At 61.9% G+C, this 24341-nt stretch carries 21 protein-coding genes and 1 pseudogene; 12 read left to right on the plus strand and 10 right to left on the minus strand.

What is annotated here, in order from left to right; translation table 11 throughout:
• Nucleotides 1-503: 503 nt before the first annotated feature.
• Nucleotides 504-1421, minus strand: coding sequence for a putative sugar O-methyltransferase (locus AB0C34_RS21210; RefSeq protein WP_357075458.1), 918 nt, complete (start codon nucleotides 1419-1421; stop codon nucleotides 504-506).
• 950 nt (nucleotides 1422-2371) lie between these two features.
• Between AB0C34_RS21210 and AB0C34_RS21215 the strand changes: the two genes are divergently transcribed.
• Both AB0C34_RS21215 and AB0C34_RS21220 read left to right on the plus strand, forming a co-directional pair.
• Entirely contained in the window at nucleotides 2372-3139 is a 768-nt protein-coding gene (locus AB0C34_RS21215) for a glycosyltransferase family 2 protein (protein WP_357075461.1), read from the plus strand.
• A gap of 67 nt (nucleotides 3140-3206) precedes the next feature.
• Nucleotides 3207-4043 carry a sugar phosphate isomerase/epimerase gene (locus AB0C34_RS21220; RefSeq protein ID WP_357075464.1) on the plus strand — a complete coding sequence of 279 codons (837 nt, stop codon included), beginning with the start codon at nucleotides 3207-3209 and terminating at the stop codon, nucleotides 4041-4043.
• Nucleotides 4044-5903: 1860 nt separating this feature from the next.
• On the opposite strand, the gene AB0C34_RS21225 is transcribed toward AB0C34_RS21220, so the two are convergent.
• The gene (locus tag AB0C34_RS21225; RefSeq protein WP_357075467.1) at nucleotides 5904-6791 is read right to left on the minus strand and encodes an IS3 family transposase; all 888 of its coding nucleotides are present in this window, start codon (nucleotides 6789-6791) and stop codon (nucleotides 5904-5906) included.
• 116 nt (nucleotides 6792-6907) lie between these two features.
• Here AB0C34_RS21225 and AB0C34_RS21230 point away from each other — a divergent pair, with 116 nt between their 5' ends.
• A complete protein-coding gene (locus AB0C34_RS21230) occupies nucleotides 6908-7099 on the plus strand; it encodes a hypothetical protein (RefSeq protein WP_357075470.1) in 192 nt (63 codons plus the stop codon).
• On the opposite strand, the gene AB0C34_RS21235 is transcribed toward AB0C34_RS21230, so the two are convergent.
• From AB0C34_RS21235 to AB0C34_RS21250, 4 genes are all read right to left on the minus strand, one after another.
• Complete coding sequence (locus tag AB0C34_RS21235) at nucleotides 7068-8579, minus strand: NAD(P)/FAD-dependent oxidoreductase (protein ID WP_357075473.1); 1512 nt, start codon at nucleotides 8577-8579, stop codon at nucleotides 7068-7070. The two genes, AB0C34_RS21230 and AB0C34_RS21235, sit on opposite strands and share 32 nt — an antisense overlap.
• Before the next feature lie 595 nt (nucleotides 8580-9174).
• Nucleotides 9175-9801 carry a helix-turn-helix domain-containing protein gene (locus AB0C34_RS21240; RefSeq protein ID WP_357075476.1) on the minus strand — a complete coding sequence of 209 codons (627 nt, stop codon included), beginning with the start codon at nucleotides 9799-9801 and terminating at the stop codon, nucleotides 9175-9177.
• Nucleotides 9798-10628, minus strand: a complete 831-nt coding sequence (locus tag AB0C34_RS21245) for an alpha/beta hydrolase (RefSeq protein ID WP_357075479.1) — start codon at nucleotides 10626-10628, stop codon at nucleotides 9798-9800. Before AB0C34_RS21245 ends, AB0C34_RS21240 begins: the two co-directional genes overlap by 4 nt.
• Nucleotides 10625-11008, minus strand: a complete 384-nt coding sequence (locus AB0C34_RS21250) for a DUF962 domain-containing protein (protein ID WP_357075482.1) — start codon at nucleotides 11006-11008, stop codon at nucleotides 10625-10627. The genes AB0C34_RS21245 and AB0C34_RS21250 overlap by 4 nt, the downstream gene beginning before the upstream one ends.
• A gap of 318 nt (nucleotides 11009-11326) precedes the next feature.
• On the opposite strand from AB0C34_RS21250, the gene AB0C34_RS21255 reads away from it, so the two are divergent.
• The gene (locus AB0C34_RS21255; protein ID WP_357075485.1) at nucleotides 11327-13966 is read left to right on the plus strand and encodes an AAA family ATPase; all 2640 of its coding nucleotides are present in this window, start codon (nucleotides 11327-11329) and stop codon (nucleotides 13964-13966) included.
• Between the two features lie 79 nt (nucleotides 13967-14045).
• On the plus strand, nucleotides 14046-14624 hold the full coding sequence (locus tag AB0C34_RS21260; RefSeq protein ID WP_357075488.1) for a LuxR C-terminal-related transcriptional regulator: 579 nt from the start codon (nucleotides 14046-14048) through the stop codon (nucleotides 14622-14624).
• A 173-nt stretch (nucleotides 14625-14797) separates the two neighbouring features.
• Here the strand turns inward: AB0C34_RS21260 and AB0C34_RS21265 are convergent, their stop codons facing one another.
• The 3 genes from AB0C34_RS21265 to AB0C34_RS21275 all read right to left on the minus strand — a co-directional run bounded on the left by AB0C34_RS21265 (nucleotide 14798) and on the right by AB0C34_RS21275 (nucleotide 16872).
• On the minus strand, nucleotides 14798-16009 hold the full coding sequence (locus AB0C34_RS21265; RefSeq protein WP_357075491.1) for a hypothetical protein: 1212 nt from the start codon (nucleotides 16007-16009) through the stop codon (nucleotides 14798-14800).
• A gap of 75 nt (nucleotides 16010-16084) precedes the next feature.
• Nucleotides 16085-16411 carry a helix-turn-helix transcriptional regulator gene (locus tag AB0C34_RS21270; RefSeq protein WP_357075494.1) on the minus strand — a complete coding sequence of 109 codons (327 nt, stop codon included), beginning with the start codon at nucleotides 16409-16411 and terminating at the stop codon, nucleotides 16085-16087.
• A complete protein-coding gene (locus tag AB0C34_RS21275) occupies nucleotides 16408-16872 on the minus strand; it encodes a tyrosine-type recombinase/integrase (RefSeq protein WP_357075881.1) in 465 nt (154 codons plus the stop codon). Before AB0C34_RS21275 ends, AB0C34_RS21270 begins: the two co-directional genes overlap by 4 nt.
• Before the next feature lie 141 nt (nucleotides 16873-17013).
• On the opposite strand from AB0C34_RS21275, the gene AB0C34_RS21280 reads away from it, so the two are divergent.
• The 5 genes and pseudogenes from AB0C34_RS21280 to AB0C34_RS21300 form a co-directional block, all read left to right on the plus strand.
• A complete protein-coding gene (locus AB0C34_RS21280; RefSeq protein WP_357075497.1) occupies nucleotides 17014-17445 on the plus strand; it encodes a hypothetical protein in 432 nt (143 codons plus the stop codon).
• Complete coding sequence (locus AB0C34_RS21285) at nucleotides 17435-17887, plus strand: DUF6262 family protein (protein WP_357075500.1); 453 nt, start codon at nucleotides 17435-17437, stop codon at nucleotides 17885-17887. Before AB0C34_RS21280 ends, AB0C34_RS21285 begins: the two co-directional genes overlap by 11 nt.
• A 272-nt stretch (nucleotides 17888-18159) precedes the next feature.
• On the plus strand, nucleotides 18160-18852 hold the full coding sequence (locus AB0C34_RS21290; protein ID WP_357075503.1) for a hypothetical protein: 693 nt from the start codon (nucleotides 18160-18162) through the stop codon (nucleotides 18850-18852).
• A 10-nt stretch (nucleotides 18853-18862) separates the two neighbouring features.
• Nucleotides 18863-19072, plus strand: a complete 210-nt coding sequence (locus tag AB0C34_RS21295; RefSeq protein ID WP_357075507.1) for a hypothetical protein — start codon at nucleotides 18863-18865, stop codon at nucleotides 19070-19072.
• 265 nt (nucleotides 19073-19337) lie between these two features.
• Nucleotides 19338-19700, plus strand: a pseudogene (locus AB0C34_RS21300) (helix-turn-helix domain-containing protein); the annotation flags it as partial.
• 585 nt (nucleotides 19701-20285) lie between these two features.
• Here the strand turns inward: AB0C34_RS21300 and AB0C34_RS21305 are convergent.
• A complete protein-coding gene (locus tag AB0C34_RS21305) occupies nucleotides 20286-20666 on the minus strand; it encodes a DUF6193 family natural product biosynthesis protein (protein ID WP_357075510.1) in 381 nt (126 codons plus the stop codon).
• 537 nt (nucleotides 20667-21203) lie between these two features.
• Here AB0C34_RS21305 and AB0C34_RS21310 point away from each other — a divergent pair.
• Together AB0C34_RS21310 and AB0C34_RS21315 are read left to right on the plus strand one after the other, a co-directional pair.
• Nucleotides 21204-22607 carry an IS1380 family transposase gene (locus tag AB0C34_RS21310; RefSeq protein ID WP_357075513.1) on the plus strand — a complete coding sequence of 468 codons (1404 nt, stop codon included), beginning with the start codon at nucleotides 21204-21206 and terminating at the stop codon, nucleotides 22605-22607.
• 217 nt (nucleotides 22608-22824) lie between these two features.
• The gene (locus tag AB0C34_RS21315) at nucleotides 22825-23928 is read left to right on the plus strand and encodes a tyrosine-type recombinase/integrase (protein WP_357075516.1); all 1104 of its coding nucleotides are present in this window, start codon (nucleotides 22825-22827) and stop codon (nucleotides 23926-23928) included.
• Nucleotides 23929-24341 lie beyond the last annotated feature (413 nt).

The raw sequence follows: 24341 nt of genomic DNA on the forward strand, positions 1-24341 counted from the left end.
AGTTACATGATCCGGACAGCGAGATGTCTGTATACCTGGCCGGTTTCTGATGACGAGACCACCTCCGAATCGGGTGATCTCGTCATCAGGGACCGGCCAGGAGGGCCATCACCGGCCGCGTTCGGAAGCCGCGTTCGCCATGCTCTGCGGCGTCCCCTGATCCCCGCCTCCTCCGGCAGATGGAAGCATCGCCTGTAATCGGACGCCTTTTCCTCATCGCTCACCACGACGCCGAGTAGCCGGAGGGAATTTCACCCTCCGGCCTTTACAGATCCGGACGTGAACCTCGCGATTCATCCGGCTCGTGCCGTCCAGTCACCAAGTCGTGTAGCGCAGTTCCCAGTGCGCAAATAGGCGAGGCGCGCGTTTCCGAACTCCGCACAGCCATTCTCGCGCACCCTTGTCACCACGTTCCAGCCGCTTGTACTTCCGTCTCGCCCAGTGCATCAAGTGACAATCAACCCGCCAGCAGAACGGAATCACCATGCGAGGCGACCTTCCGGCTAATATCCTTCAACTTGCTGAAATTGACCGCCGGTAAGAACCGGCGCTGGGCTTCTGACGAAGAGGCAGTGGCTCATTTGGAAGACCCAGTCAGTATCGGCGAACCGGCGATCCCGGTACTTGAGCCGCATTGCTTCGAGTCGGTACCCGAAGCGGTTAAGGAGCGGCATCAATTCTAGTCGTGCCCCATCAGTGCCGCGAAGTAGGCCGACTTCGTTTGGAACGATGAAGAGATAGCGTACTTCGTGATCTGCCAATAGACGAAGCCACCATTCAATGGCTGGGCTCGGGCACTCCGGAAAACTGTGAATGTTCAGCGCTACGTCGATACGAGTCGACGAGAGACGCGAAGCAATGTCGTTGAGCGGGACAACGTCGACGGTCTCCACGCCGCGATGAGCGAGATAGAACTCGCTCAGTGCAGTGGATTCAGGGATCCCATCACTGCAGATGTACCCGGCACCGGGCGCTACCTCAGATGTCCTGTGCGCCAGTCGACCATATCCGGCCCCGATGTCGAGAAACGAAAGCGACGAGAGGTCGCCGAGTTCCGACCTCAGAAAGCCCAGCTCTGCAACGGAGTCGAGGAGGTCTCGGCTGACCAACCTGCCATCGATCGGCACGCAGTGGGCGCCGAACGCACCGTCTTCGGAGCAGCCCGCGAGCAGATCCCCTTCGTGGTCCGCTAACCACCTGTAGGACCGCTCGTATGCATCATTTCCATGAAAACGTTGCCACACATAAACGTTGTCTGCGCGGAAGTTGGCAGGGTCGATGCCCGACGCGATGTACTCGCGTGACCACATGGATGTTGCAGAGGCAGGGTGGCCGGAATAAAGCTGCCGTAAACGAGCGACATTCGCCGCGAAATCAACGATTGGCGTTGACATGATTACCTCAAAGGGCTTGGACTGCATGACGGTTGCAGTGCTTGCTCACAGGACCGATAGTGCTCCACAGACTACCGAGGCGGCCGCGACGACCAGCGCCCAGCGCAGTCGCGACCTCAGTACCTTGTGAAATTCCTCGAGGAATTTCACAACTGATCCACTTCTGGGCTTCCGCCACGTCTTTAGACCTCCAACCGCTAGCCGCTCGGCAGTCTCGATTCTTGCGTCGCCGCCACGACAAGTCAAGGGACATACCGCAATTCGCTAGCCAATAGTCGATGAGTCCCTGATCCTTGCGACTTCGACCTCCCTTCCGGATCGGGCCTGGACCAGGGCCGTCCTGCGCGCCCTGAGCTCCGAATCCATCTCTGACGCAATGTCGTACCTGCCGATCAGATCGCAGTGTCACGTCGCGTAAGTATTTCGTACCGGCCGGCTTTCGATTCTGCAGGCGTGGTTATCTGTTGACGGCGGCGTGGGGACCCGAGTTCGGGGCAGGTCTCGGGGTCCTGTCGGGACGTGAGAGATGCTGTGCTGAACCGTGTTTCGATGCCGGATCAGGTGTCGGCGGGGGTGCTGGCTGCCGAGGTGCGGTCGGCGTTTCCGAAGGTCAGGGTCGTGGCGGTGGCCGAATGCGGCACGCACCCCGCAATCCGCCACCTGCTCACGCGCCAAAACGAGCCCGCCACAACAGCTACCGGACCTAGAGACCCGGCGAACCCGCCAGCGTTCGTCACCGTCCGACTCCGACAATTCGAACCAGACTCAGCGGCATGAAGATGGGACGTGGTATTGGATCAGATCGCGGTTCGGCCGGAACGACATTGCCTCAGAGAGGGATTCGGAGCTCGGGGCGGGCAGGACGGCCCAGGTCCCGGCCGGATTCGGCGGGGTGAGCGGAGTTGTAAAGATCAGGAACTCATCGTCTGTTGGTCAGCTGACACGCAGTGTCCGGCCAAGTCTTGTATGCTTGCCGGGTGGTGAGTGTCAGCGTGATTTGCCCTACGTATCAGCGCAATCATGAGCTGCGTGCGATGGTGGGGTACTACTGTGCGCAAAAATTTAGCGGTTCATTGGAGTTGCTGATCCTCGACGACAGCCCAGAACCTGCCGAATTTCTGGCGAACGGGCAGTACCGGAAGTTTGATGTGCATTACATTCACCAACCAAAACACAAGATGTCGATCGGCGCCAAGCTCAACTTCTTGGTGGAAAGAGCTCGTGGGGACGTCGTGATGAGATTCGACGACGACGACTATTATGCACCGCACTATGTGGAGAGGATGCTGGAGCTCCTCGGCGACGGCGATATCCTCACGTTGAACCGCTGGTTCGCATATAGTCCGAAACACGAAAAGTTCTGCTACTGGGAAACGGACGTCAGATTGCCAGAACATTTTGTCGTGTCGCGTCAGGGACCGGTGCACACTGCTTCCACCGAGGGATGGGATCCGGATTGGACGCTCACCAAAAACTTCGGCTGCTACGGTTTCGCTATGGTGCTGCGGAGGCAGGTCGCCTCACAGGTGCAGTTCTCGGACAAGAATCACCGCGAGGAGGCGGAGTTGTTCGAGCGGGCCATGGACGCGGGATTCCGGTCGACGTGTGCGGCGGACACCGAAGGCCTGGTGCTGCACATCGTCCATGAGCGCAGTACCTCGGCGCACATATATCCGCAGTACGTTTTGCCCAGCTTCATGCTCCGGAGATATTTTCCGGACTATGCCAATATCGGTTTGGAATAAAAGTCGGGACCGTCGACGGCCACATGGGTGGTTGGTTGAGCTATGTCCTGGTATCGTACCCTCGATCTTGAAAGAAGTTTTTATGCAATTGAGTTGGAACGGGGCCAGCAGCATGAAAGCGGACCTCGAGACGGATATTGAGATCGCCCGGCGGGTGGGGTATCCATTATTGGAAATTTGGGGTGCGAAATTACGGCACTATCTGCAGGGGAACTCGGTCCTGGATTTGGCCGATCGCTTTCGCGAGAGCGGGGTGAAGCCGCTCAGCATCAACGCCGTGGACAAGACGACGTACTCCGGCAAGGATTTCGCCGACGGCGAAAAAACCTTGCGTGAGTTCGCTTTCATCGCCGGAGAGATCGGCTGCGAGACGATCGTGGTGGTGCCGGGGAGGCGTCCTCCGGGGGTCACCGACAACGAGGTAAAGGACGAAACCGTTGCGGTGCTGCGGGCGTTCGGCGACATCGCCGCCACCTACGGCGTCAAGATCGCCTTCGAGTTCCTGGGATTCCCGGGGTGCTCGGTGCGCACACTCGAAAAGGCCTGGGACATCGTGGCGGAAGTGGATCGCCCCGATGTCGGCCTCGTCATCGACACGTTCCATTTCCATGTCGGCGGGTCGCAGCTAGGATCGCTGCGGCGCATCGACTCGTCGAAGCTTTTCATTCTCCACGTCAGCGATTGCGAAGACCGCCCCGCTGCGCAGTTGCAGGACGCTCACCGCCTCCTGCCCGGGTCGGGCATTCTGCAGTTCAAGCGGATTGCCGACGAGCTGAAAGCCACGGGCTACGATCGGTTGGCGAGCATCGAGCTTTTCCGGCCCGAGTATTGGGAACGAGATCCGTTCGAATTGGCCGCGGCGGCGAAGACAGCCACTCAGAAGGCGCTCGGCATCCCCGAATAGTATTTTTCTACATTGGACTCGGTATCGAGGCCCCGCCAATGGGATGTGTTGGGCCTGACCCGCCCTGATCGATGTCGGTCGGAAAAGGAGAAATGGTGGGCGAGATGACGTTCACTGCGGCCCGTGTGGACCTTTCCGGCGTTGCAATCAACGCCGGGTGCCTTGGGCTTCAATCAGGAGCATTTCGCGCGCCTACGCCCTTCCGAACTGCGCTATGGCCGCACGTCGAGTGCCACGCTCGGCACAGGAACTCCCCAGGCGCACAGTGTCTGGCCTGTCGACGTCAAGCTCGACCCGCTCGATCTTCGGGGCAAGCTTGAGCGCCACAATTGCGATCATCGGGGGAGGCATGGCGGGTCTGGAGGTCGCAACTTCTCTGGCTTCTCGTCCAGGCCTGGAAATCGAGGTATTCGAGCGCGGTCCGTCCATCCGTCGCGAGCACATCGATTGGGACACCACGGTATATTCGGGTGATGAGAAAACGAGGAGATGGACTGCCACAGACTGGGGTGCAGGTGGCGGCCTCTCCGAAAGACTGGGCGGAAGATCGCTCTGCTATCACGGGGTTCTTCTCGAGATAGACTCGTCGGCTCTGGTCGACTGGCCGCAGGAGTGGGTTCACCTGCTCGCGGGCCCGGAAGGGGCCTACAGCGAAGTCCGCAAGAGCCTTATAACTGAGTTTCCTGAGCTCGAACCTCGCCCGCTTTCGCCGGCTGCTGTTCGCCTTGGGATGAAGCACGTTCCTCAGGCTGCGTACTTCGATACTGCTTCACAAGGCTTCAGGGCATACTCTCCGCTTCGGCCAGCGCTTCGGCTAGCGGGAGCGGGTGATTCTTTGCGCATCACCCGAGCTGCGGCGCAGCGACTCCGGCGAACTGCGAATGGATACTGGTCAATTGATCTTATTGATGAATATGGCAACGTCTACACGCGCAGTCACTTTCAATGTTGTGTCCTAGCAGCGTCCGCCATCTCCAACGTCACGCTCCTGAGTCAGACGCTACAGCAGGAATTGACGACTCGCATAACCGACCACTTATGTGCTGGTGCGCTCCTTCGCCTTCCACCCGGAAACGAGCTGGACACATTTCGCCACCGCAAGCTCTGGTCAGGCTACCTGGCCGTGCCATCAATGGCCACAAACATTTTCGTGCAAGAGAGGGCTCCGCTACCAAACGGTGACCGGCTCGTCGAGATCTTCGCCGTTATAGAACAGGGACGCAACCGAGCGGACTATAGCGAATTGACAGCCACTCCAGCCAAAGGCGGGCGCGCCTCGCGCACGTATGTGACCGGCAAAGTGTCGACCGATGACCGAGCGCGTGTGGCAGACGTGAAACGCCATCTGAGGCAGATTGTCAACCAGATCGCGGGAGGTGTACCCGAAGACGTTACGAGACAAGATTCCGAGGCCGGACTCTCTCGGCACGACGGGAACGTTTCGCGGGGAGGGGAGAACTCTCGCTGGCTCAGATACGAGGATGCGTACGACGCTGTCACAGAGCATCAACTAGCCGGGACGTTTGCGTGGTTCGGCAATCCCTATGGGTCGTTCGAGCACGAGGCATGCAGCCACCCAATCGGACTCGACGGCCCGCTGACGGTGACACGTCACTTAGAGGTAGAAGGACTGCCTGGTTTGTATCTCGCCGGACCCGGTAATTTCGTTAGGCCGGGAGCGGCCAATCCGGCTCTGACCATTCTGGCCATGTCGCGATTCCTCGCCGCCACCATTAGTGCAACCTACCAATGAAGCAGGTGTTGCATCTCACCAAACTTGGGCTGACCGCGCTTGATTAGACCGTGTCTCACGCGGATTTATCGCCGGCCTGAGGTTCACCCCGAATGGTGGACAGGGGATCAAGCAGCGGGGCTGAGCATCCCGAGGGCGGAGTGCCGCCGGTCATGGTTGTACCTGTGGATCCAATTGTCCACCGAGGCAACGAGTTCGGCTTTGGTTGCGTAGACGTGCCGGTAATATGACTCGTGTTTGAAAGTCGACCAGAACGATTCGGCGGGACAGTCGTCCCAGCAGATTCCGGTGTCACCCATCGACCGTTTCAGCTGATGGCGACGGCAGGCTTTCACCGTCAACGCCGCAGTGAACTCGCCGCCACGATCGGAATGCAGCACTGCGCCGGCCACGATGCCGCCGCGCACTGCTACCGCTCGGTCGATCGCCTGACACACCACATCGGCGCCGATATGGTCGGCCACGGCGTGGGCGAGCACACGGCGGGAATGCCCGTCACGAATCGCACACAAGTACATGTCGCCCTGCCCGCAGGTCAGATAGGTGAAATCGGTCATCCAGACAGCGTTCAGTCGCCCCTGGTCGAAGTTTCGACGCACCAGGTCCGGCGGGAACGACGCCGCAGGATCGACCACTGTCGTTCTCGTCTTGAAGGTACGGGGGCTGATGCCCTCGATCCCGATCTCGGCCATGATCGCCGCGACAGTCTTGACGTTGGCCACCTCACCGCGTTCGCGCAGCTCGGCGGCGATCCGCGGAGACCCATATGTCTCGTCGGACTCGGCGTGCACGTCCAAGATCTTCACCGTCGGATCGGCACGACGCTGCTGACGCGGCGTCAAAACTATTGCCACCTTCCGTTTCACATGTATGTAGTAGCCCGACGCCGAGACACCGAGCAGGCGTGTCATACGACGGATCGAGAATCGGTGTCCCTCGCGCGTGCCGGTGCCGGCGGTCTCGGCGATATCATCGGGGCCGGCGTACTCGGCCATCAGATCGAACCGGGTCGGTTGTTCTGCATCGCGGCAAAGTACGCCGAAGCTTTTACCAAGAACGCGTTGTCCTTCTCCAAAACGTCGCCCAATTGGTGTCGGCGCTTACTCGTAAAATGTTTCTGCGAATCGATCCGGATCCGGCCGACAAGCGCATCCGTCGTCTGACGGCCACCGAGGTCAGCGACCGGTACTGGCGCGCACGCGATACTGCGGACTTCGCCGCAGTCGTCACCTGGTTCGCCGCGCTCACCCCCGACGAACTCGACACCTTGATCAGGCTGGCCGCCAAAGTCCTGGCCGACTGACACTCGGTGGCCTTGTGGGGTACAGGTCGTTGTGGAAGAGCGCCGCATAGTCGCCGGGGTCGACCGGGACCCGCCATTGGCGGGCGCGCACGCGAGGGCTGACCGTGATGCCGAGGTCTGCGAGTGTCTCGTCGACGGTGCGGATCGAAAACGGGGCAATGCTGGCGCCGTGTGCGTGGTGTCCTCCGGTGCGATCGCGCATCCAGCGCAATCGCTGGGTGATCATCGCGTCGCGGGTGTGCGGGGCCGGTAGGGCGATGCGCCCTTCGAGCCACCCGGCGATCCACGCCGCGGACGCTTCCGCGTTGAGCGTGCTGACCGCCGACGAGTTGTAACCTGCGAAGGTGAGATTCGGGACGTGGGTCGGCAGTATCTGCCGATACAGCCGGAAGTCGCCGCGGGCATCGGTGATCATGTCGCGGACTGTCGAGCCGAAGAACGGCACATGTTGACGGAAACCGGTGGCGCACGCCACGATGTCGGCGCGCAATCGTTGCCCGGTGACCAAATACGCGGCGGTGCCCTCGGGCTCGGCGATCAGCTTGTCGATGGCCGTGTCGCGGCACACGACGATCCTGCCCGTGCCGACCTTTTCGAAGAAACCCTCGGTGACCAAACTCAGGCTACTTTCCGCGATGTCCTCGAATCGACCGTGCGGCACCAGTCCGAGTTCGACCAGCCGCAGCTCCCGCACCACGCGCCGTTGAATACCGGTCAGGATGTGTTCGCGAATGCGTCGGCCGGGGCCATGTAGGAATCGCTCGGTGATGTTCTGTTCGATATAGGGGAACATCGCTTCACCGATGCGGGTCAGGGCCAACTGTTCATAGCCGCCGCCAGCGGTGCGCGGCATCTTCCAGAGCAGCCGTCGGGTGACGACAGTGGTGGACGCGGCCACCTCCGATATGGCCTCCGCCAGATCACAAGCGGACTTCCCGTAACCCACCACCACGACATGTCGACCACGTGCCGCGTCAAGGTCGGCGAACTCGCTTGGCGCGCAGACTCGCCCACCGCCGTCAACGAACTCGTCCGCGCCCGAGAAGTCCGGTATGAGCGGATCACTGAATACGCCGTTGGCCACGACGAGATGGTCGAAACGGGCCATCGATGGTGCTGCCGCGGCCTGCTCGAGCAAGGTCAGTGTCCAACCGCCATCGGCTCTCGGCACCGCCGAGCTGACCTCGGTGCCGAGTCGAATTCGATCGCCGAATCCGAACCGATCGACATAAGCCGCCAGGTAAGCCTGCATCTGCGCGGCTGTCGGCCAGCTCGGGTAGTCGTGCGGCATCGGGAAATCCGAGAACCGGTAGGTCTTCTTGCTGTTCTGTGTTCGCAGCCCTGGGTAGCGCCGGGTGGCGCTCCACACGCCCCCGAGGTCTGGCGTTCGGTCGAACACGGTGACCCCGAACCCTCGCCCGGTCAATGTCTTGGCCGTGGCCAAGCCCGCTATCCCTGCACCAATTATCCCGATCCGCATGCTGTGTGCCGCCCTTACAATGCTCAATATCTTGCCTATTATGGAGAGGTATCCCGGGTGGTCGACAGGAGTTCCAGGTGAGACCACGCAATACGACGTCCGTCAGCGCCTCTCGGGAGGAGACCTTGGAAGCCGTCCTGCCGATGGCCGAGCGCTTCGCCGACCTGGCTGTCGACAACATCGATCCCGATCGTGACGTTCCTGCGACTCTAGGCTGGTCGATCACCGATGTCGTCGGACACGTTGCCATGGAGCCCTCCCGTTATCGCTCCTTGGTCTTGGGCGGCCCCGACGTCCCGGCGGCTGTGGGTCAGCAGCTGAACTCACCACCGAACCGTCTGCAGCGCAGGCCATCAAGGTCAACTTCCTCATAGACACCGACTACGGAGCCGAGCAGATCGAGACCGGATGCTCGGTCGATCGAACCCGTATCGCGATGTCGCCGGCACCACTCTCAACCCCTTGACCTTCAGCGTCGTGACCGACACTCCAATGCGCGTCGACTACGATTGGCCTTATGAATCAGGTAACCGGGGTGTTTGCCGGGCGCGCGCAATAGCGCCTTCCCCGACGAAATCTCGGCATGCAACGGATCTCACTCGGTGCCACTGATCCCGGTCCGGTCTCGTATCGTGCATAACATTCCGCGGTCACCGCTGTCCGCCCGGGCCGTGGATACTGCCGTCGGTCGGTCCGCCAATCGAATGAGCGCGTCGCGCAGATCTTCTCGGCGACCCCCTGTAGTGAGTTCTTGGAGTGCGGCCTCGGCGATAGCAGCGATTAGTAGAATGGCGACCGGCTCAGGTGATTGCCAACCTATCGCCTCCAGATCGGCTATGACTATGCCTGCTGCCTGCTGATTACGTACGGCTACTTCGTCCGCGAGCCCCGCATCGGTGCGTGCCTGAACTAACAGAGCCTTGGTGGCAGGTTCGGCGAGACACACGTCGAGATAAGTGTTCATCCCGATGGTGAGTCGCTCGAGGCCAGGCGGCTGGTGTGTCATCCTGGTTGAGACGATGCGAAGAAGCTCGTCGTGGAAAGTGCGGTGCAGGGCGAGGAAAAACTCGTGACGGCTGCGCCAATGCTGGTAGAAGCTACCTTTAGCCATCTTGGCCTCGGCGGTGATTGCATTGATCGACAGCCGGGTCAGGGGCTCCTCGGCCAATAGCCGCTGTCCGGCTCCGAGCAGGGCGCGTCGTCCGGGTTCGGCGGATCTCATCTTTGACTCCTGGCATGTTGAGCAAGAAACGAAGTGACCTTCCGGAGGAAAAGCTCTGGGCGCTCGTTGAATGGTTCATGACCCGTCGGAAGCAGCACGAACTCAGCGTCAGGTAGGCACCGTCGGGTCCGGCGCCCGTCGATTACGGCAAGCAGGACCGGATCGCGCTTGCCCCAAACAACGAGTGTTGGCACCGCTGGCGCGGTGTCGGACAAGTCGAATCGAGGGTCGGCAAAGCTGCGCCAGATTGCGCAGTGCACTTCAAGCCGCACTGGATCGTTGCGAACCTGCTTCGCGCGTTCGTATGTTGCCCGGGCGCTCGAGGTGCGCAGTCGACCTAGGTAGGCACGGGCGAGCGGGGTGACGAGTCGGCTGGCGATCCAGGGCCTGCCCATCACCTGACGGCAGAACGTTCGAGTGAGTGCATTCTGAGGTGAGTATCCAGCGGAGTCGACAAGTACGACACCAGTGACGGACTCGGGGCGGCATACCGCGAGCCGTACGGCGGCGAAGCCGCCGACGCTGTTACCAATAATGGCCACTCGCTTGATCCCATGTTCCGCCAGGTGATCCAGGACGAGTTCGCCAACCTCGGCCAAGCCGAGCGCGGTTACTTGGCGGGCGTCGGCCACTGTGGACTGGCCGTAGCCAGGCCAATCGACTGACGCGATGGCATACTCGCTGCCGAGAACTGGGGTGACAGCGTCGAAGTCGCGACTATCACCAGGATTCGCGTGCAGCATCAGCACCGTGGGCGCGGCCCCCGGATCCTGTCCGGTGATGTGCACGGAAACGGCTCCCAGTGGCGTGCCGACGGTGAGCATCATCGAGCCGAGGTCGACTGCCGCGTCGCGCGCCGCTGTGATCGGCGCGCGAGATACTCGCCGACCTCCATCGACCACGTGGCAACACCAGCCAGCTGATAGGTTACCGGACCGTATCGCAGAGCCGGCCCTTTCTTTCCGAACAAAAGGTGCCCGCCGAGATTGAACGACCAGCCGACGACGAACATCGGCACTCCGGCGTGGGGCCGCGCTACCAACAGCGGTAGTGAGGCAACAACCATGGGCACGCCGATAAAGTGCATCGCTCGCACACCTGGAACCGCGTGAATCGTCCGATAGTACTCGAGCTTTTCATCAAAGGGCGCAGTCGCCAATGGTGGATGCACGAGATACATGCTAGACATGACCGTCCGGTCGGTCAAGGCCTGTCATCTACTTTAGTACTGCGTAGAGTGGCAGTCCGGTCACACCAATCTTGGTGACGACGATGCGGGTCGTGGCCGAGCTCGCAGCCTGCAGACTTCGTCTCATGATGCGCGACAGACAGCCGGAGAGCCTGCGGGACTGGTCCGTGGATTCTCTCTCTACGCACGGTCGGTCTCATCGCCCTCGGGAAAGGAGGGAAAGGAGGTATTGCTCAAAGGACAAGGTCCGGTTTTGGTTCAACACCGCCTGTCGAGGGTGGACCTTTGCTCTGGCGGAAGAGTACTCGATAAGTTTATTCACAGAGGCTACGCTTAATGGGTGTGAATACTAGGCATCGGGTTGGTGCTGGTAATTTGCCTACGCCTGCTTATGGCTTCGTCGGACGAGATTGTGAGCAGGAGAAAATCAGTGGTCTGCTGCTGGGCGCGGCCAGGTTGATCACCTTGACTGGACCGGGTGGGATCGGGAAGACGCGGTTGGCTGCAGAGACCGTGCGTCGCTACACCAAAGCCGTGCGGGGAGCACGCGTGTATTGGGTACGGATGGCTCGACTTGCCAGAAATGCCGAGGAAGCCGCAGTCGTCGGGGAGATCGCACATGCGGTGATCGACGCCGACTTCTCCGGGCGAACAGCGAGGGCGGCTATCGTTGACACTCTCACCACTACCGACACAACCGGTCACGCGGGACATGTCGTGCTGGTGTTCGACAACTGTGAACATCTACTTACCAGTGTCGGGCGGGTGGTCGCAGACCTGCTTGAAACTGTCCCGGAGTTGACCATCATTGCTACGAGCCGCGAACCCCTCGGCTGGATCGACGAACTCCTCGTCCCCGTCCCGCCCCTAACCCGCCAGCATGCTCTAACTCTTTTCCAGCACCGGGCCGAACTCACCGGCCACCCCATCACCGGCGCCGAGCAGTCCAACACAGCGGCAGCCATCTGCCGTCACGTACACAACCATCCCCTCTACATCCAGCTTGCGGCCGCTCGGCTGGTGTACCAGCCACCTGCAGCGATCTTGCGTGGGCTAACTGGTCGCGTCGACGATGCCCGCCTGCGGTGGTCACAGACCCGTCGGCTGGGGGCAGACCCCCGCCATGGTGCGGTCACCGACGTCATCGACTGGTCCTACAATCTGTGCACGGACAAAGAGCGACTGCTCTTCGACCGCCTGTCGGTCTTCGCCGCTGGTTACTACACCAACCCCGACGACCCTGATACCACCAACATTCTGTTGGACGTCGGTGCCGACCTCGACGCCATCGAAACCATCTGCAGCGATACCACTTACGATGACGCGAAGGCTGACAGTGGCGGCGACGGTCGTTCTGCCGGGGCGGGTCTAGCCCGAAACGAGATCGAGGGTTTGCTCGAACGTCTTGCAGATCACTCGCTGATCTCGGCGCAGAGAACATCCAATACCGTGCGATACTCGCTGATGGAGAGTCTGCGTGTGTATGCCCAGCATCGGTTATCGCTGCGCTCCACCCCTGAGGTGGATGAACCCGCCCGCTTGGCCAAGAGGCACATCCACTACTACCGCGACAAAACGGTCTACGCCGCGGCCCACTGGTTCACACCCGAACGACAAGATCTGTTGAATTGGGCTCGAACGAACTGGGCAAATAACGTGACCGCAATCGAGGCCAGCCTCAACACCCCCGACCAAGCCACCGCCGGGCTGGAAATTTGCCTTGGACTGGCCCATATGCGAGTACCGTTCACGAACGGATCGATTCGAGAAATGCGCCGGTGGCTTCAATGCTGTCTCGAGGCCACCCGAGTCGCAGTGCCGCAACCCACGGAAATTCAGATCGCGGCAATGGCCGTCATGGTGCGGCTCGCCCTGACCCAGGGCATATACGATGATGCTGAACAGCTGCTCGAAGACTGTGTCGCCGCGTGTATTCCTGATGCAGAAGCCAGATCGAAGTGGCGTCACGATGCTGGCACTGATATAGGCCTTCCGGCCGATGTCGAATTTGCATGGGGGATGGAACTCTTACTCACGCGCCACGATCCCGCCTCGATCACTGTTTTTACCCGTGCTCGGAACAAGTTTGAAGCCCTGGGAAACAAGGGAAACGTCTCCCTGAGTGCTTTGTTCGCGGCGACGGCGGCGGGTCTGCTCGGAGACGCAAAACAAGCCCATGAAATCACCGAGCAGTACCTGGATCACACCAATGTTTCCGGAGCGCCGCGAGACAAGGCATGGGCTGAACTCGCCAGATCGATAGCCTTGACCCGACATGGCGACCCAGCCAAAGCCCTGGAACTGCAACGGGCGTCGCTGGAATACAACTTGGATGTAGGTGATCAGTGGTCTGGGGTATGGGCGGTACAATTACGGAATTGGTCGTTGGCCCATACTATCACTGAATCAATCCTCGCTGGGGAACCCGATCAAAATAGATTGGAAGCGCTTGCCACCGAAATCGCAGTATTAGCCGGTGGTGCTACAACCCTACGAGCCGGACTCGGCATAGAAATCAAAGCAATGGGACCACTTGCCGACGAAGCTACGAATGCAATCAACGTTGCACGACGAGTTCTCGGGCCCGACGCATACGCCGATGCAGAGGCACGCGGCTCGCGTTTACGTCCAGAACTAGACGAGGTGCAACGGGTCGCTCTCGGCACTCTCGGAATCGCCCCCGAGTCGAAATATCGTCCAGCCGGAAAAATTCCTTCCTCGAGGTGGAACGAGTTGAGTGAGGCTGAAAAGCAGGTCGCTGTCATGGCCGCCGCCGGTTGGACTAATTCCGCCATCGCCGCTCGCCGCGGTAAATCAGTGCGAACCGTCGAAGCGCAAATCGCCGCAATTCTGCATAAACTGACCATAACCTCGCGCGAAGACATAATCGACTACATCCCCCGAGACTTCATCGGCCAAGTTCGGACTGAAACCACCAAACGACTGAACCGAGATGGCCACAACGCAAAGCGGTAATATTTCTGAATACGGTGTCGCGATACCTCGCCTCGTAGCTTCACAATTTCCTATACCGCGACCCCGTAGATGTTACTGCGTGGGTGACCCGGAGATTACCCGGGGTATGGAGGACTTCACGTTCGGCCTGCGATCTCGCGAGGGCCACGTGTATTTGGCCCGGGCGCAGACGCAGATCGCGCGCGGCCGATTCCGCGCGGCGGTCGCCGACGCGCAGCAGGCATACGAGTGTTTCCAGGCTGCGGAAACGGGTGTGTGGGCCGCACAAGCCCAGCTCACAGCCGGGCGCGCGTTGGCGCGATCCGGCGAACAAGAATCAGCGGTCCGCGAACTCGAATTGGCGCATAGTTCACTTCGCGACTTCGGAGCCTCGCGGCTTGCCGACCAGGCCGCGCGTGAGCTGAGGACGCTGGGAAAGCATATCCGGCGGAGGCCAGCGGTCGATGTGCCGGCTGACCCAGCAGCCTTGACCGAACGCGAACGCGATATCGCCGACCGCGTCGTCGAGGGGTACAGCAACCGTGAAATCGCGGCGGAGCTGTACATCAGCCCGAAGACAGTTGAAAAGCACCTCGCGAGGGTCTTCACCAAGCTGGGGGTTTCCTACCGTGCCGGTGTGGCCGCAGCAATGAGCCGCGGGGACTCCAGACAACGATAGCGCCGCGCCGGCAGGGATTCGGGGGACGTCCACCCGATGTTGATGGTGATCGGTTGCGCAGCGCAGAGGCGGGGTCGATGAAGGTGTTGGTTCGGCGGCCGAGAAATCCTAATCCGTTGCACCCCCGGCTCATAGCTTCCAGCCAGGGGTGGGACACTGGTGACCTCGCGTTATCAACTGTCGTGTAAACCTGGCTCCGGGTCGTTCTGCGGTGCTGGATCGGGCCCGGTCTCGGGGCCGTAGCGGCTCCAGGGACTGCCGGCTTCGGCGGCGAGGCGGGCGGTCTGGTCGTGGGTGTAGCCGAGCATTCGGGCGACGACGGGTGCGGGTGCTTGCAGGACGAGGTGCCTGATCGCGGCGGCGCGGCCGGTGAGTGCGGGGATCTGGTGGAGGCGCAACTGCCGTTGGAGGGCATCGCTGGTCAGGGGCTGGCCGCCCCGGCGGCCGGGGAACAGCCAGTTGGCGTTGCGGTTGGTGGCGGTGGTCAGGTTGAGCTGGTTGCCGAGGTGGGTGCGCAGCAGTCCGGCGACGGGCTCGGGGACCGGGCTGGGTGGATCACCGAGCCTGATACTGGGCTTGGCGTCTGTGCCCAGAACATCGCCGGTGGTCAGGCGCAGGATGCGGGTCAGCGGCTGGGCGTAGAGCAGCATCAGCAGTGCCGCGACACGGGTGGGCAGCTCGATAGCGTCGTCGGTGATCAGGCGGCGAATGAGGTCCAGGCGTTGCCGCTGGCTGATCGGGGACGGGCTGCGGGTGTCCTGATGTGGAATATGTAGTCGGCCAGCCAGTTTGGCGTGGGTGGCCCAGCGCAGGAAGGCGTGGGTGAGCCCGCGCGCAGTGTAGGCACCGCCGTACCAGGCATCGACATCGGCTTGACGGCACGTGCCCAAGGCGCGGCCTCGGCTGTTCAACCAAGCCAGGAAACCGATCGCGTGGCGGACCTCGGCGCGGGCCTGCTGGGTCTGTTTCTCGGTGACCGGGCCGCGGTCGGCGAATTGCCGTAGGCGCCGCTGGACATGCCAGAGAGCGAACCGTTCCACGACACGGCGGTGCTCGCTGTCGTCGATCCGGTCCAGAACCTGACGCAACCAGCGTTCGAACAACATCAGATGCCGGTCGACCGACGGGAGAACGCCGTGCAGCATGAGCAGGTCCCGCAAGTAGGCCACCGACCGCCACGGTGGCATGCCGTCGAGCGTTTCGTGGGTGATCGCAGTAGCGGGATCGGCGAGCCGGTGCAGCATGGCATTGACGTGGGGCCGGGCCATCCAACTGATTCCGGCACGGGGGTTGCGCATGCGGGCCAAGCCTTCGGCGAAGGGCTCCAGTTCCGGCCGGATGCTGCCGGTGCCGTCATCGAGAACGGCCCGCAACTCGACGGCCAAGGCGCAGGGCCCCGCACAATCCGCGCCGGTAGCGCCACCCCTCGGTCCCGCAGCGTTCACACAACAGGGCCGGGGTCACGGTTCGGGACGAAGACGGGTTCGTGTGGGCCGGCGGGCGTTGAGATTGACCACCCCGTCGGCGGTGGCGGTCTTGCGGACTGCGACGCTTTCGGCGCGTGTGGCGATCAAATCGGCTGGGGTGCAGGCGAAGATGTCGCACAAGGCGGCCAGGATCGGCAGCGAGATTCGTTCCGGGGTGCCTGTGGTCAGCCGGTAGACCTGCGACACCGATAGTTTGATCTCACGGTCAGCCAGCAGCGGCACGAGATCGGAGATGGTGAACATGCCGTGCGCGGCCATCACCTCCCGCAGCCGCCACTGATAGCTGACCTGCCGTTTCATCGTTTCCTCCCAGTTGTTCCGCCCAATGCCGCGGCCAGCGTGTCGTTCAGGGCCCGGCGCAAGGTCGAGGTCCGGAAGTCCGACGAAACGCACTTGTATATCCACGTCGTGGAAGCATGTTCGTGCCCGCACTGGAATTGGACGAACAACGGGTCCCGACCTGCCTCGATGAGATGGGTGACGTAAGACCTGCGGAGCCCATGGAAGTCCAGAACGGGATCGAGACCGAGCGCGTCCCGGTAGGTCGAGAACCGGGAATTGATGCGCTGCAACCCGATTCGCCATCCACGCTCGGACGGCCACAACACCGGCGAACCGGGTTCGGCGAGCATCGGCCGGAACTTGGTCACCCACCGGCGGCAGGCGATGAGCCGGTTCGCGGTGCGGTCTCGCAGGTAGCGGCTGATCTCGGCATCAGCGATCAGACGATCTACGGTTGGCGTAAGATCACTGCGCGGAATCGACTGTGAACAGGAAGTTGTCGGCGGTCAGTGCCTTCTACCAGCACGCCACTCGCAATGGCGTGGACCTGGGCGAACTGCTGGTGACGTGGCAGCCGGCCGGTCATCGTCGAGGAACCGGCTGGAAGCCGTTCCTGCACCATGTCACCAAGCGGGAACCGCAGGCTCGGAGAGCGATCGCTTTGGGAAGCCGCCCGCAAAGTCGGCGTTACCGGCGACACCGTCGTGCTCGATCCGGACGGACCACTCGCCGAGGCGTCCTGGGCCAAGCAGCGTGTCAGCCGGGCGACCCAGGCCCTGCCGAACGGATACTGCGGACTTCCGCTGGTGAGGACCTGCCCGCATGCCAACGCGTGTTTGACCTGCCCGATGTTCGTAACCACCGCCGAGTTTCTCCCGCAACACCAACAGCATCGGCAGCAGGTTATCGAACTGATTTCCGCCGCTGAGGCCCGTGGCCAGCAGCGCCTTGCGGAGATGAACGCACAGGTGCTCGGCAACCTGAACAACATCATCACCGCCCTCGAAGACGGCCAGAACATCACAGCGCAAGGAGCGCCGCATGCGGGCTGATAACAGCAAGCATCTCGTCGCTGCGGCACATCATCGACACGAACTGACCCGCAGCAAGGCCATACAGGCAATCCGCGAACTGGACGCAGCTGGCGCACCCGTGACCTTCCAGACCGTTGCCGCCGCCGCAGAGGTCTCGCGATCCTGGCTCTATTCCCAGCCCGACACACGAGCCGAGGTCTGGAGGCTACGCAATCTCAATCGCCGTGCCCCGGAAACATCGCTACCAGCACGTCATCGCACCAGTGATGCGTCGCTGGTCCGCCGATTGGAGCTCACGAACACCAGAAACCGGGAACTGACCGAGGAGAACCAGCGGCTGCGGCACCAGCTCGCAGAAGCACTCGGCCGCCTCCGGCACGCGGGTATCCGCCCCGCGCCTGAAATCGAGCCTTCCAACCTTCCGCGCCGTTCCAGGTCCATAACGATCGGCCCGTGCTGATCAGCTATCCCAGCACCGTCATCTGTTCGTCGGCAACGTTGTTACCGACGAACAGATGCAGGTCAACGCCATAGGGCAACCAGCAGCTAAAGATAACCTTGGTTTCCCGACAACCCTCATTTGGTCGAACACGCTCCCCAACCCGGTTCGCACCGAATCCACGACATCAGTACAGATCCGGTTGAAGCTGTTCGAATTCATCGTTTGCCACCTGGTTTGAATCGATGCGACACTATGAGTGCCACACCAGGTCTACACGAGGAGTGTGCTGCATGGCTGTCCGGTTCAAGCTCGGCTACTACTCACCAGTCACAGACGACCCGCTGAATCGGGATTACGTTGGTTACTTCCCGCGTATGACCGAAGAGGAGGCATGGACAGCAGGCCGGGGAGTATGGAAGGTGAACAAGGAACGGCTATCCCGGGAGAAGTTCGCCCTGATCATCGGTGACGGCCAGGTTTGTGCCGTTGCCGAGATTCACGGCGTGTCCGTGTATGAGGATCGGGTGGCCGTCGACGGTGAGGTGCTGACCGAAGGACACCCCGTCCGTGACGAGTGGATCGGCAAACCGGATCCGGTGGTGAACGCCTCGCAGAACCCGGTCGGCTACTGCGACCTTCCGGAAGAAGCCGAGTTCCGTGCGCGGCCCTGCGGCTGTGGGTGCGGTGAGATCAGCACCCGCGATTTCCTGCCCGGCCATGACGTGCGCGCCTTCCAGGACCGTGTCCGGCGCATGTTCGCCGGATCGGCGCTGGAGTTCATCCGCTGGGTCGACCGCATGGCCGGCGAGCACGGCCTACCTGTCTTGGATATCCGATCCAGGCGAGCCGCCACCGCCGTGCGGCTCCCGGAGCCCGACGATCAATCGCCGCAGGAGCCGGGAATCTCCTACGCCGGGCTCTCCGATGCCGAAGAGCCGTTGCACGGCAACGAATCCCGCGCGGCCGACAGCGCGCACGGCTAGGGTTGCCGCCGTGGCTGAGCGTGAGCAGAACTGGTACCCGATCTCGTGGATCGGGTACTTCACCGATCTTGTCCGCGAAGGTATCGACGTTACCCGCGGACAGATCGAGTTGTTCACCCTGGCCCTGGACGAGGGTTCACGAATACGACGGAAAGGGACCGTGGCTGGGTGTAGCCGCTGGTCGGGGATGGCCTGTGTCCGGGATGGTGGGCGCGGTTAGGGTGTTCGGGTCCGGGTTGTGATTGTGATCTTGGTGGGGTGTTGGGTTGGCGTCGATCGATCGCACCACCTACCCGCGGTTCAAGCGTGTGGTGTCGGTGCAAAACTGGCCGAGGCGTGATGGCGCTCACTGAACTTCCCCACTGACGCTCACCGGAATTCCCCATTTGTCCCCGTGTGGCTCCGCCGTGAAGGGCGGGCCTCCTCCGATGCTGGTGGTTACCACACCTGACCAGCGCTTTTGACCGGAGGAGGCTCGCTTTTCCATGTTGGCATGTGAGGAAGATGTGGAAATCGTTGCCCTGCGGGCGCGGGGCTGGACGATCTCGCAGATCGCCCGGCATACCGGCCGTGACCGCAAGACCATTCGTGCCTATCTGGCCGGGGAACGAACCCCTGGCGTGCGGAAACGGCATCTGCCGGACCCGTTCGAGCCGTTCGTCGAGTATGTGACCGCCCGTCTGCAAGAAGACCCGCACCTGTGGGCACAGACGCTGATGGACGAGTTGGAGCCGCTGGGGTTTCCGCTGTCGTATCAGTCGCTGACGCGCAACATCCGTGCCCGCGCACTGCGGCCGGTGTGCCAAGCCTGCCGGACTGCGACCGAACGTCCCAACGCGGTCATCCCGTCTCGTCGAACCTCCCCACCCGTACTCGTGGAAATTCCCCACCCGTGAGCGGTGCTTATTGTAGGGGTTCGCGGTTTCCGGTGGTTGCTCGGCGGAGGTTGTCGATTCGCGACGCCCTGGTCGGTGCCGAGCGTGTGTGGCACCTTCCGCGAAATCGCCGAACTCACCCAACGCCACGGCGCCGAAGCACACGCCCGGATGCTCGCTCAGGTCGCCGACCTCAGCACGGGCGCGCTGTCCCGACAACCGGGGCGGTCGCCCACCGCGCGGAGATCGACGCCAAGCTCACCTCGTAGACCCACGACGGTGTACTCCTACGAGATCGTTCCGAGGCTCGGGAACAGCTCGACAGCATCCCGAGCGATGGCCTGGTGTCCTACGCCGAGCTCATCGCCTTCTGGGAGCTGACTTCCTGGGCGGGCCCGCCCTACCGCGACGCAAACCCCGGCTCCGGGATGCGCCGAATGGTTTTCGGCCACAACAGTTCAGGGCTCGCGGTGTACGTGATCCTCGATTTCACCGACCGGCGCGCATCGCAGTCCGCGGATCGCGTGCGTGCGTGCGTTCGCCGAGTTCTCGTTGTCTTCAGGCTACCGCTTCTGTTCCGAGAGTGACGGGTGCGAGATCGGACGGGAGGTGGCGCACGGCCGCCGCCACCGCCTCACCGGCGGTGCTGAACTCGAAGTCACCCACGTCGATCGTGTACCGATCGAGGGCTAGAGCGGACAGCCACGGTCCCACAGCAGAAAGGTTGGGACCCGTTGTGGTGGAAAAGCGCAAGTCCCACATGCTCTTGAATGGATAGAGTCGGCGCAGTCCTGGTTCGGCGTACGCCGCTTCGATGAGAGCCCGGTGGGCAGACGCCCAGGCGTGGTCCGGATCGACCATTCTCCGATAGGCGGGTGTCCCTGGGGCCACCAGCTCGGTTGCTTCGGTGCGCAGGCAGCACCACTCACTTTCAGCCATTCGTTCAGGATCGAGGTCGGGGACCTCGAAGCGGCCTGTCAGGTGGACGAACGGGGCGACGCGTCGGATGTCACTGAGCGTTTCTCCGTAGTACCAGCCATACGTGACTGCGACAAGCTGGTCCCAATCGTCTGTGTCGCCAGTGATGAGTTCCAGGTTCTGGAACGAGTCGGTAACCCGTAGCGACCACCGCCGCCTGTTTCGCGAGGCGGTGATCTGCAGAGGTTCGCGGTATGCCAAGACACTGCTGACTGTGGCGAAGGTCAAGGGAGAGCGTTCAGAGTTCGTGATCGGAACGGAGTCCAAGTGGCCTCGTGCCACCGCTCGCAGCGTCGCACCGAGACTGCCACGGTCCGTAACATCGGGATAAAAGAAGGGACTGCCCGAAAGCCAAATCGCGCAAGGGGGTCTTCTAAGCCTCGATCCACCGACGCAATCTGCGGGTAGGGGTGTGTTGAAATAGAGAAAGTGCCTTCTGACCTGGGATGATTGATGTTCTCACGCATTAATCAAGACCAGGACAGGCAGACACTTTCAGTGCGATTGTTCCACACGTTCGCCGAGGGCTCGGCACGCTTTGATGACGACAACCTGGTGTCGGTGGCCGGGCTGGTGCCGGTGATGACATTGGCTGAGCAAACCGGCCTGACCAGCATGTTGACTGAGAAGGTCGCGATCGCCTCGCCGCGGATCAAGTCCGGATCGGCGAATCCGGCACCGAAGTTGGCCACGCTGATCGCCGGGATGTGCGCGGGCGCGGACAGCATCGATGATATCGATTTGTTGCGCAGCGGCGGTGGTAAGGAGTTGTTCGATAGCGTGTATGCGCCCTCGACGGTGGGAACGTTGTTGCGGGAGTTCACCTTCGGGCATGCGCGGCAGTTGGAGTCGGTGTTGGGCGAGCACTTGGTTGCATTGTCCGCGCGCACCGCTCTGCTGCCCGGTGCGGATGTGCGGTGTTTCGTCGACATCGACTCGCTGCTGCGCCCGGTCTATGGCCACCAGAAGCAAGGCGCGTCCTTCGGACACACCAAAATCGCGGGTAAACAGGTTCTCCGCAAAGGGCTTTCACCGTTGGCGGCCACGATCAGCACCGATCTCGCCGCCCCGGTCGTCGCGGGGATGCGGCTACGCGCTGGGAAAACCGGCTCCGGCAAAGGCGCCGCGTCGATGGTCACCGCAGCGATCAACACCGCGCGGCGGGCCGGGGCAACCGGCACGATCGTGGTGCGCGGCGACTCCGCCTTCGGCAACCGCAAAGTCGTGCGTGCGGCGCTGCGCGCGGACGCGCAGTTCTCGGTGGCGATGACCCGCAACGCCGCGATCAGGCGAGCCATCGACGCTATTGACGACGACGCCTGGACCCCGGTGAAATACCCCGGTGCGGTCCGCGACCCCGACACCGGTGAGTGGATCTCCGACGCCGAGGTCGCCGAAATCGCCTACACCGCTTTTGCTTCCACCAAAGACCGCGTGACCGCCCGGCTGATCGTGCGCCGCGTCAAAGATGCCCGCTTCCCGGACACGCTGTTCCCGGTTTGGCGTCATCACCCGTTTTTCACCAACTCCACCGAGTCCACCGCTGACGCCGACATCACCCACCGCAAACACGCCGTCATCGAGACCGTGTTCGCCGACCTCATCAACGGCCCACTGGCCCACATCCCGTCCGGGAAATTCGGCGCGAATTCTGCCTGGGTCCTGTGCGCTGCGATCGCCCATAACCTGCTGCGCGCCACCGGCATCCTCGCTGGCGGAAACCACGGCCGCGCACGAGCGGCCACCCTGCGCCGCAAGATCGTCAACATCCCCGCCCGGATCGCCCGCCCGCAGCGCCGACCGATCCTGCACCTTCCCACCCACTGGCCATGGTCCGAACCATGGTTCACGTTGTGGCACAACACAATCGGATACACGCCACCACAACCCGCCCCCACCTGACCACCCCGGCCCAACAGCCCCAACCGGCATCGAAGTGGAAAAGCTGAGCAGACCAGCGGCTACCCCTCACCCCAAACACGCTGGTCCGCGTGCCTGCGGCGCGCAGACCAGCACGAAACCCACGTCGGTGGATCGAGGCTTAGCGACGGCGACTTCACAGCCCTCGATCAATGGCTACGAGCAACCTGAAACACCCGCGATCCACAGGAATTGACAATTGCTCGAGGATCTGTACAGAGCGTGGCTCCGCACCTATGAGAACGACAGGCAGAAGCGCCCTCAGAACGCAAAGCATTATCGGCGCGAGATCGAACCGGCCACGAAAGGCCGAGCGAAAGCCGACAAGATCACGCTAGCTGGGTCGGTCCTGGGAAGGATGAAGGCGGCCGAGACGAGGCCGTTCCACATCCGCATACACCTGGAGTTACTGAACGGGTTTTCGTACAAGAACGCCCGCCAGAAGTCCATCCTGCGCAACGCGTTTCAGATGCTTGTTGGCGACGGCTTCCGTGACGACAATCCCGTCGACACGGTGAAGGGCTACAAGGGAAGTCGGGCCAAACAGCCGGGAAGCCGCGCAAGAAAGGTGCGCAACCCGTTTTTCCCCGATGAGCCGCAGCCGTTCACCCCCCAAGAGCTCAGCTGGTACTGGGAGGCTGAACGTGACTACTTCCCTCGCCCGAACCAATCCCGTGTGTTCGAACAGCGATACATGGATTTTACGAAGCTGATGTACGAGCTCGCTGCTCGCCCGAGCGAAGCTTTGTCCGTTCGCTTCGACGACGTCAACTTCGACACGCATGAAGTGACTATTTCTGGGACTATCGTCGATACCGAACTGCGTGTGCGGCAACTCAAGGAAATCATCGAGCAGTATCGGCTGCCTCATGACGAGATCGTCATGCCTCGTGGATGGCCGAACTACGACGATGACGACGTTGTCGGCGTCGCCTACCGTCAGCCGTTCACGAAGACCGCACGATCGATGCGGACGATTAAGGTTGGCCCTGACTGCATGGCGATGCTGCGCCGGCGACAGATAGCAGTGGCACCCGGTTACCGACTGGTGATCCCAAGCCGGACCGGCCAAGTGGTGCGGTCGGAGCAGATGTCCAAGACCTGGGCGGCGATTGTCAAGGGGCTGGACCTCGAGTGGTCGACGGTAAAGACGCTCCGCTCCACCCGTGCGACGCGCGTAGCCGAAAAGTACGGGCTTCCGGCTGCCCGGCTGATCCTGGGGCACGAGGTGGATTCGGCCGTGACCGCGAGGCACTACGTCCCAGAGGCTCGCCACGTTGTTGATCTCGCCGATGCCCGGTGATGCGCAAGTGGTTGGTGCTGACCCACCCAAAACGGCCACAAAACGGTCACTGGAGATCTGAAGCTATGTTAATCCGCAGGTCAGGCGAGGAAACAGAGTCATGAGGTTACACCGAGCCGATCCTGCATCGCCGTCGCCGCGAGGCGAAGGCGATAGCCCGCGTGTAGCCCGCGCCGCGCATACCCAGTCGGACCGGCTGGGTCAGGAGATGCGCGTCTCGGGCGCCAGATGAGTTTCGGCTCCCTTTATCAGTCCGTTACCCTTGGTGTCGCACGAGATCGTTCAATTTGTGAGGAAGATTCATGGGAAGCGTTGTGCTCGACATCGTGGCATTGCTCGCCAATCGCGCAGCTATGTTCTGGAATTGGCTGGCCACCGGATCGGCGGGCTTCCCGCCGCTGTGAGTGGTGCGG

Origin of the sequence: Nocardia sp. NPDC049220, from assembly GCF_040647855.1 — a bacterium.
Taxonomy (GTDB): domain Bacteria; phylum Actinomycetota; class Actinomycetes; order Mycobacteriales; family Mycobacteriaceae; genus Nocardia.

Bases quoted from the DNA above. Each gene is read 5' to 3' on its own strand.
- AB0C34_RS21270 (WP_357075494.1), bottom strand. From the start codon at position 16,411: ATGAAACGGCAGGTCAGCTATCAGTGGCGGCTGCGGGAGGTGATGGCC.
- AB0C34_RS21230 (WP_357075470.1), top strand. From the start codon at position 6,908: ATGTTTCTGCGAATCGATCCGGATCCGGCCGACAAGCGCATCCGTCGT.
- AB0C34_RS21285 (WP_357075500.1), top strand. From the start codon at position 17,435: ATGCGGGCTGATAACAGCAAGCATCTCGTCGCTGCGGCACATCATCGA.
- AB0C34_RS21290 (WP_357075503.1), top strand. From the start codon at position 18,160: ATGGCTGTCCGGTTCAAGCTCGGCTACTACTCACCAGTCACAGACGAC.
- AB0C34_RS21240 (WP_357075476.1), bottom strand. From the start codon at position 9,801: ATGAGATCCGCCGAACCCGGACGACGCGCCCTGCTCGGAGCCGGACAG.
- AB0C34_RS21305 (WP_357075510.1), bottom strand. From the start codon at position 20,666: ATGGCTGAAAGTGAGTGGTGCTGCCTGCGCACCGAAGCAACCGAGCTG.
- AB0C34_RS21210 (WP_357075458.1), bottom strand. From the start codon at position 1,421: ATGCAGTCCAAGCCCTTTGAGGTAATCATGTCAACGCCAATCGTTGAT.
- AB0C34_RS21280 (WP_357075497.1), top strand. From the start codon at position 17,014: ATGTCACCAAGCGGGAACCGCAGGCTCGGAGAGCGATCGCTTTGGGAA.
- AB0C34_RS21245 (WP_357075479.1), bottom strand. From the start codon at position 10,628: ATGATGCTCACCGTCGGCACGCCACTGGGAGCCGTTTCCGTGCACATC.
- AB0C34_RS21225 (WP_357075467.1), bottom strand. From the start codon at position 6,791: ATGGCCGAGTACGCCGGCCCCGATGATATCGCCGAGACCGCCGGCACC.
- AB0C34_RS21255 (WP_357075485.1), top strand. From the start codon at position 11,327: ATGGGTGTGAATACTAGGCATCGGGTTGGTGCTGGTAATTTGCCTACG.
- AB0C34_RS21235 (WP_357075473.1), bottom strand. From the start codon at position 8,579: ATGCGGATCGGGATAATTGGTGCAGGGATAGCGGGCTTGGCCACGGCC.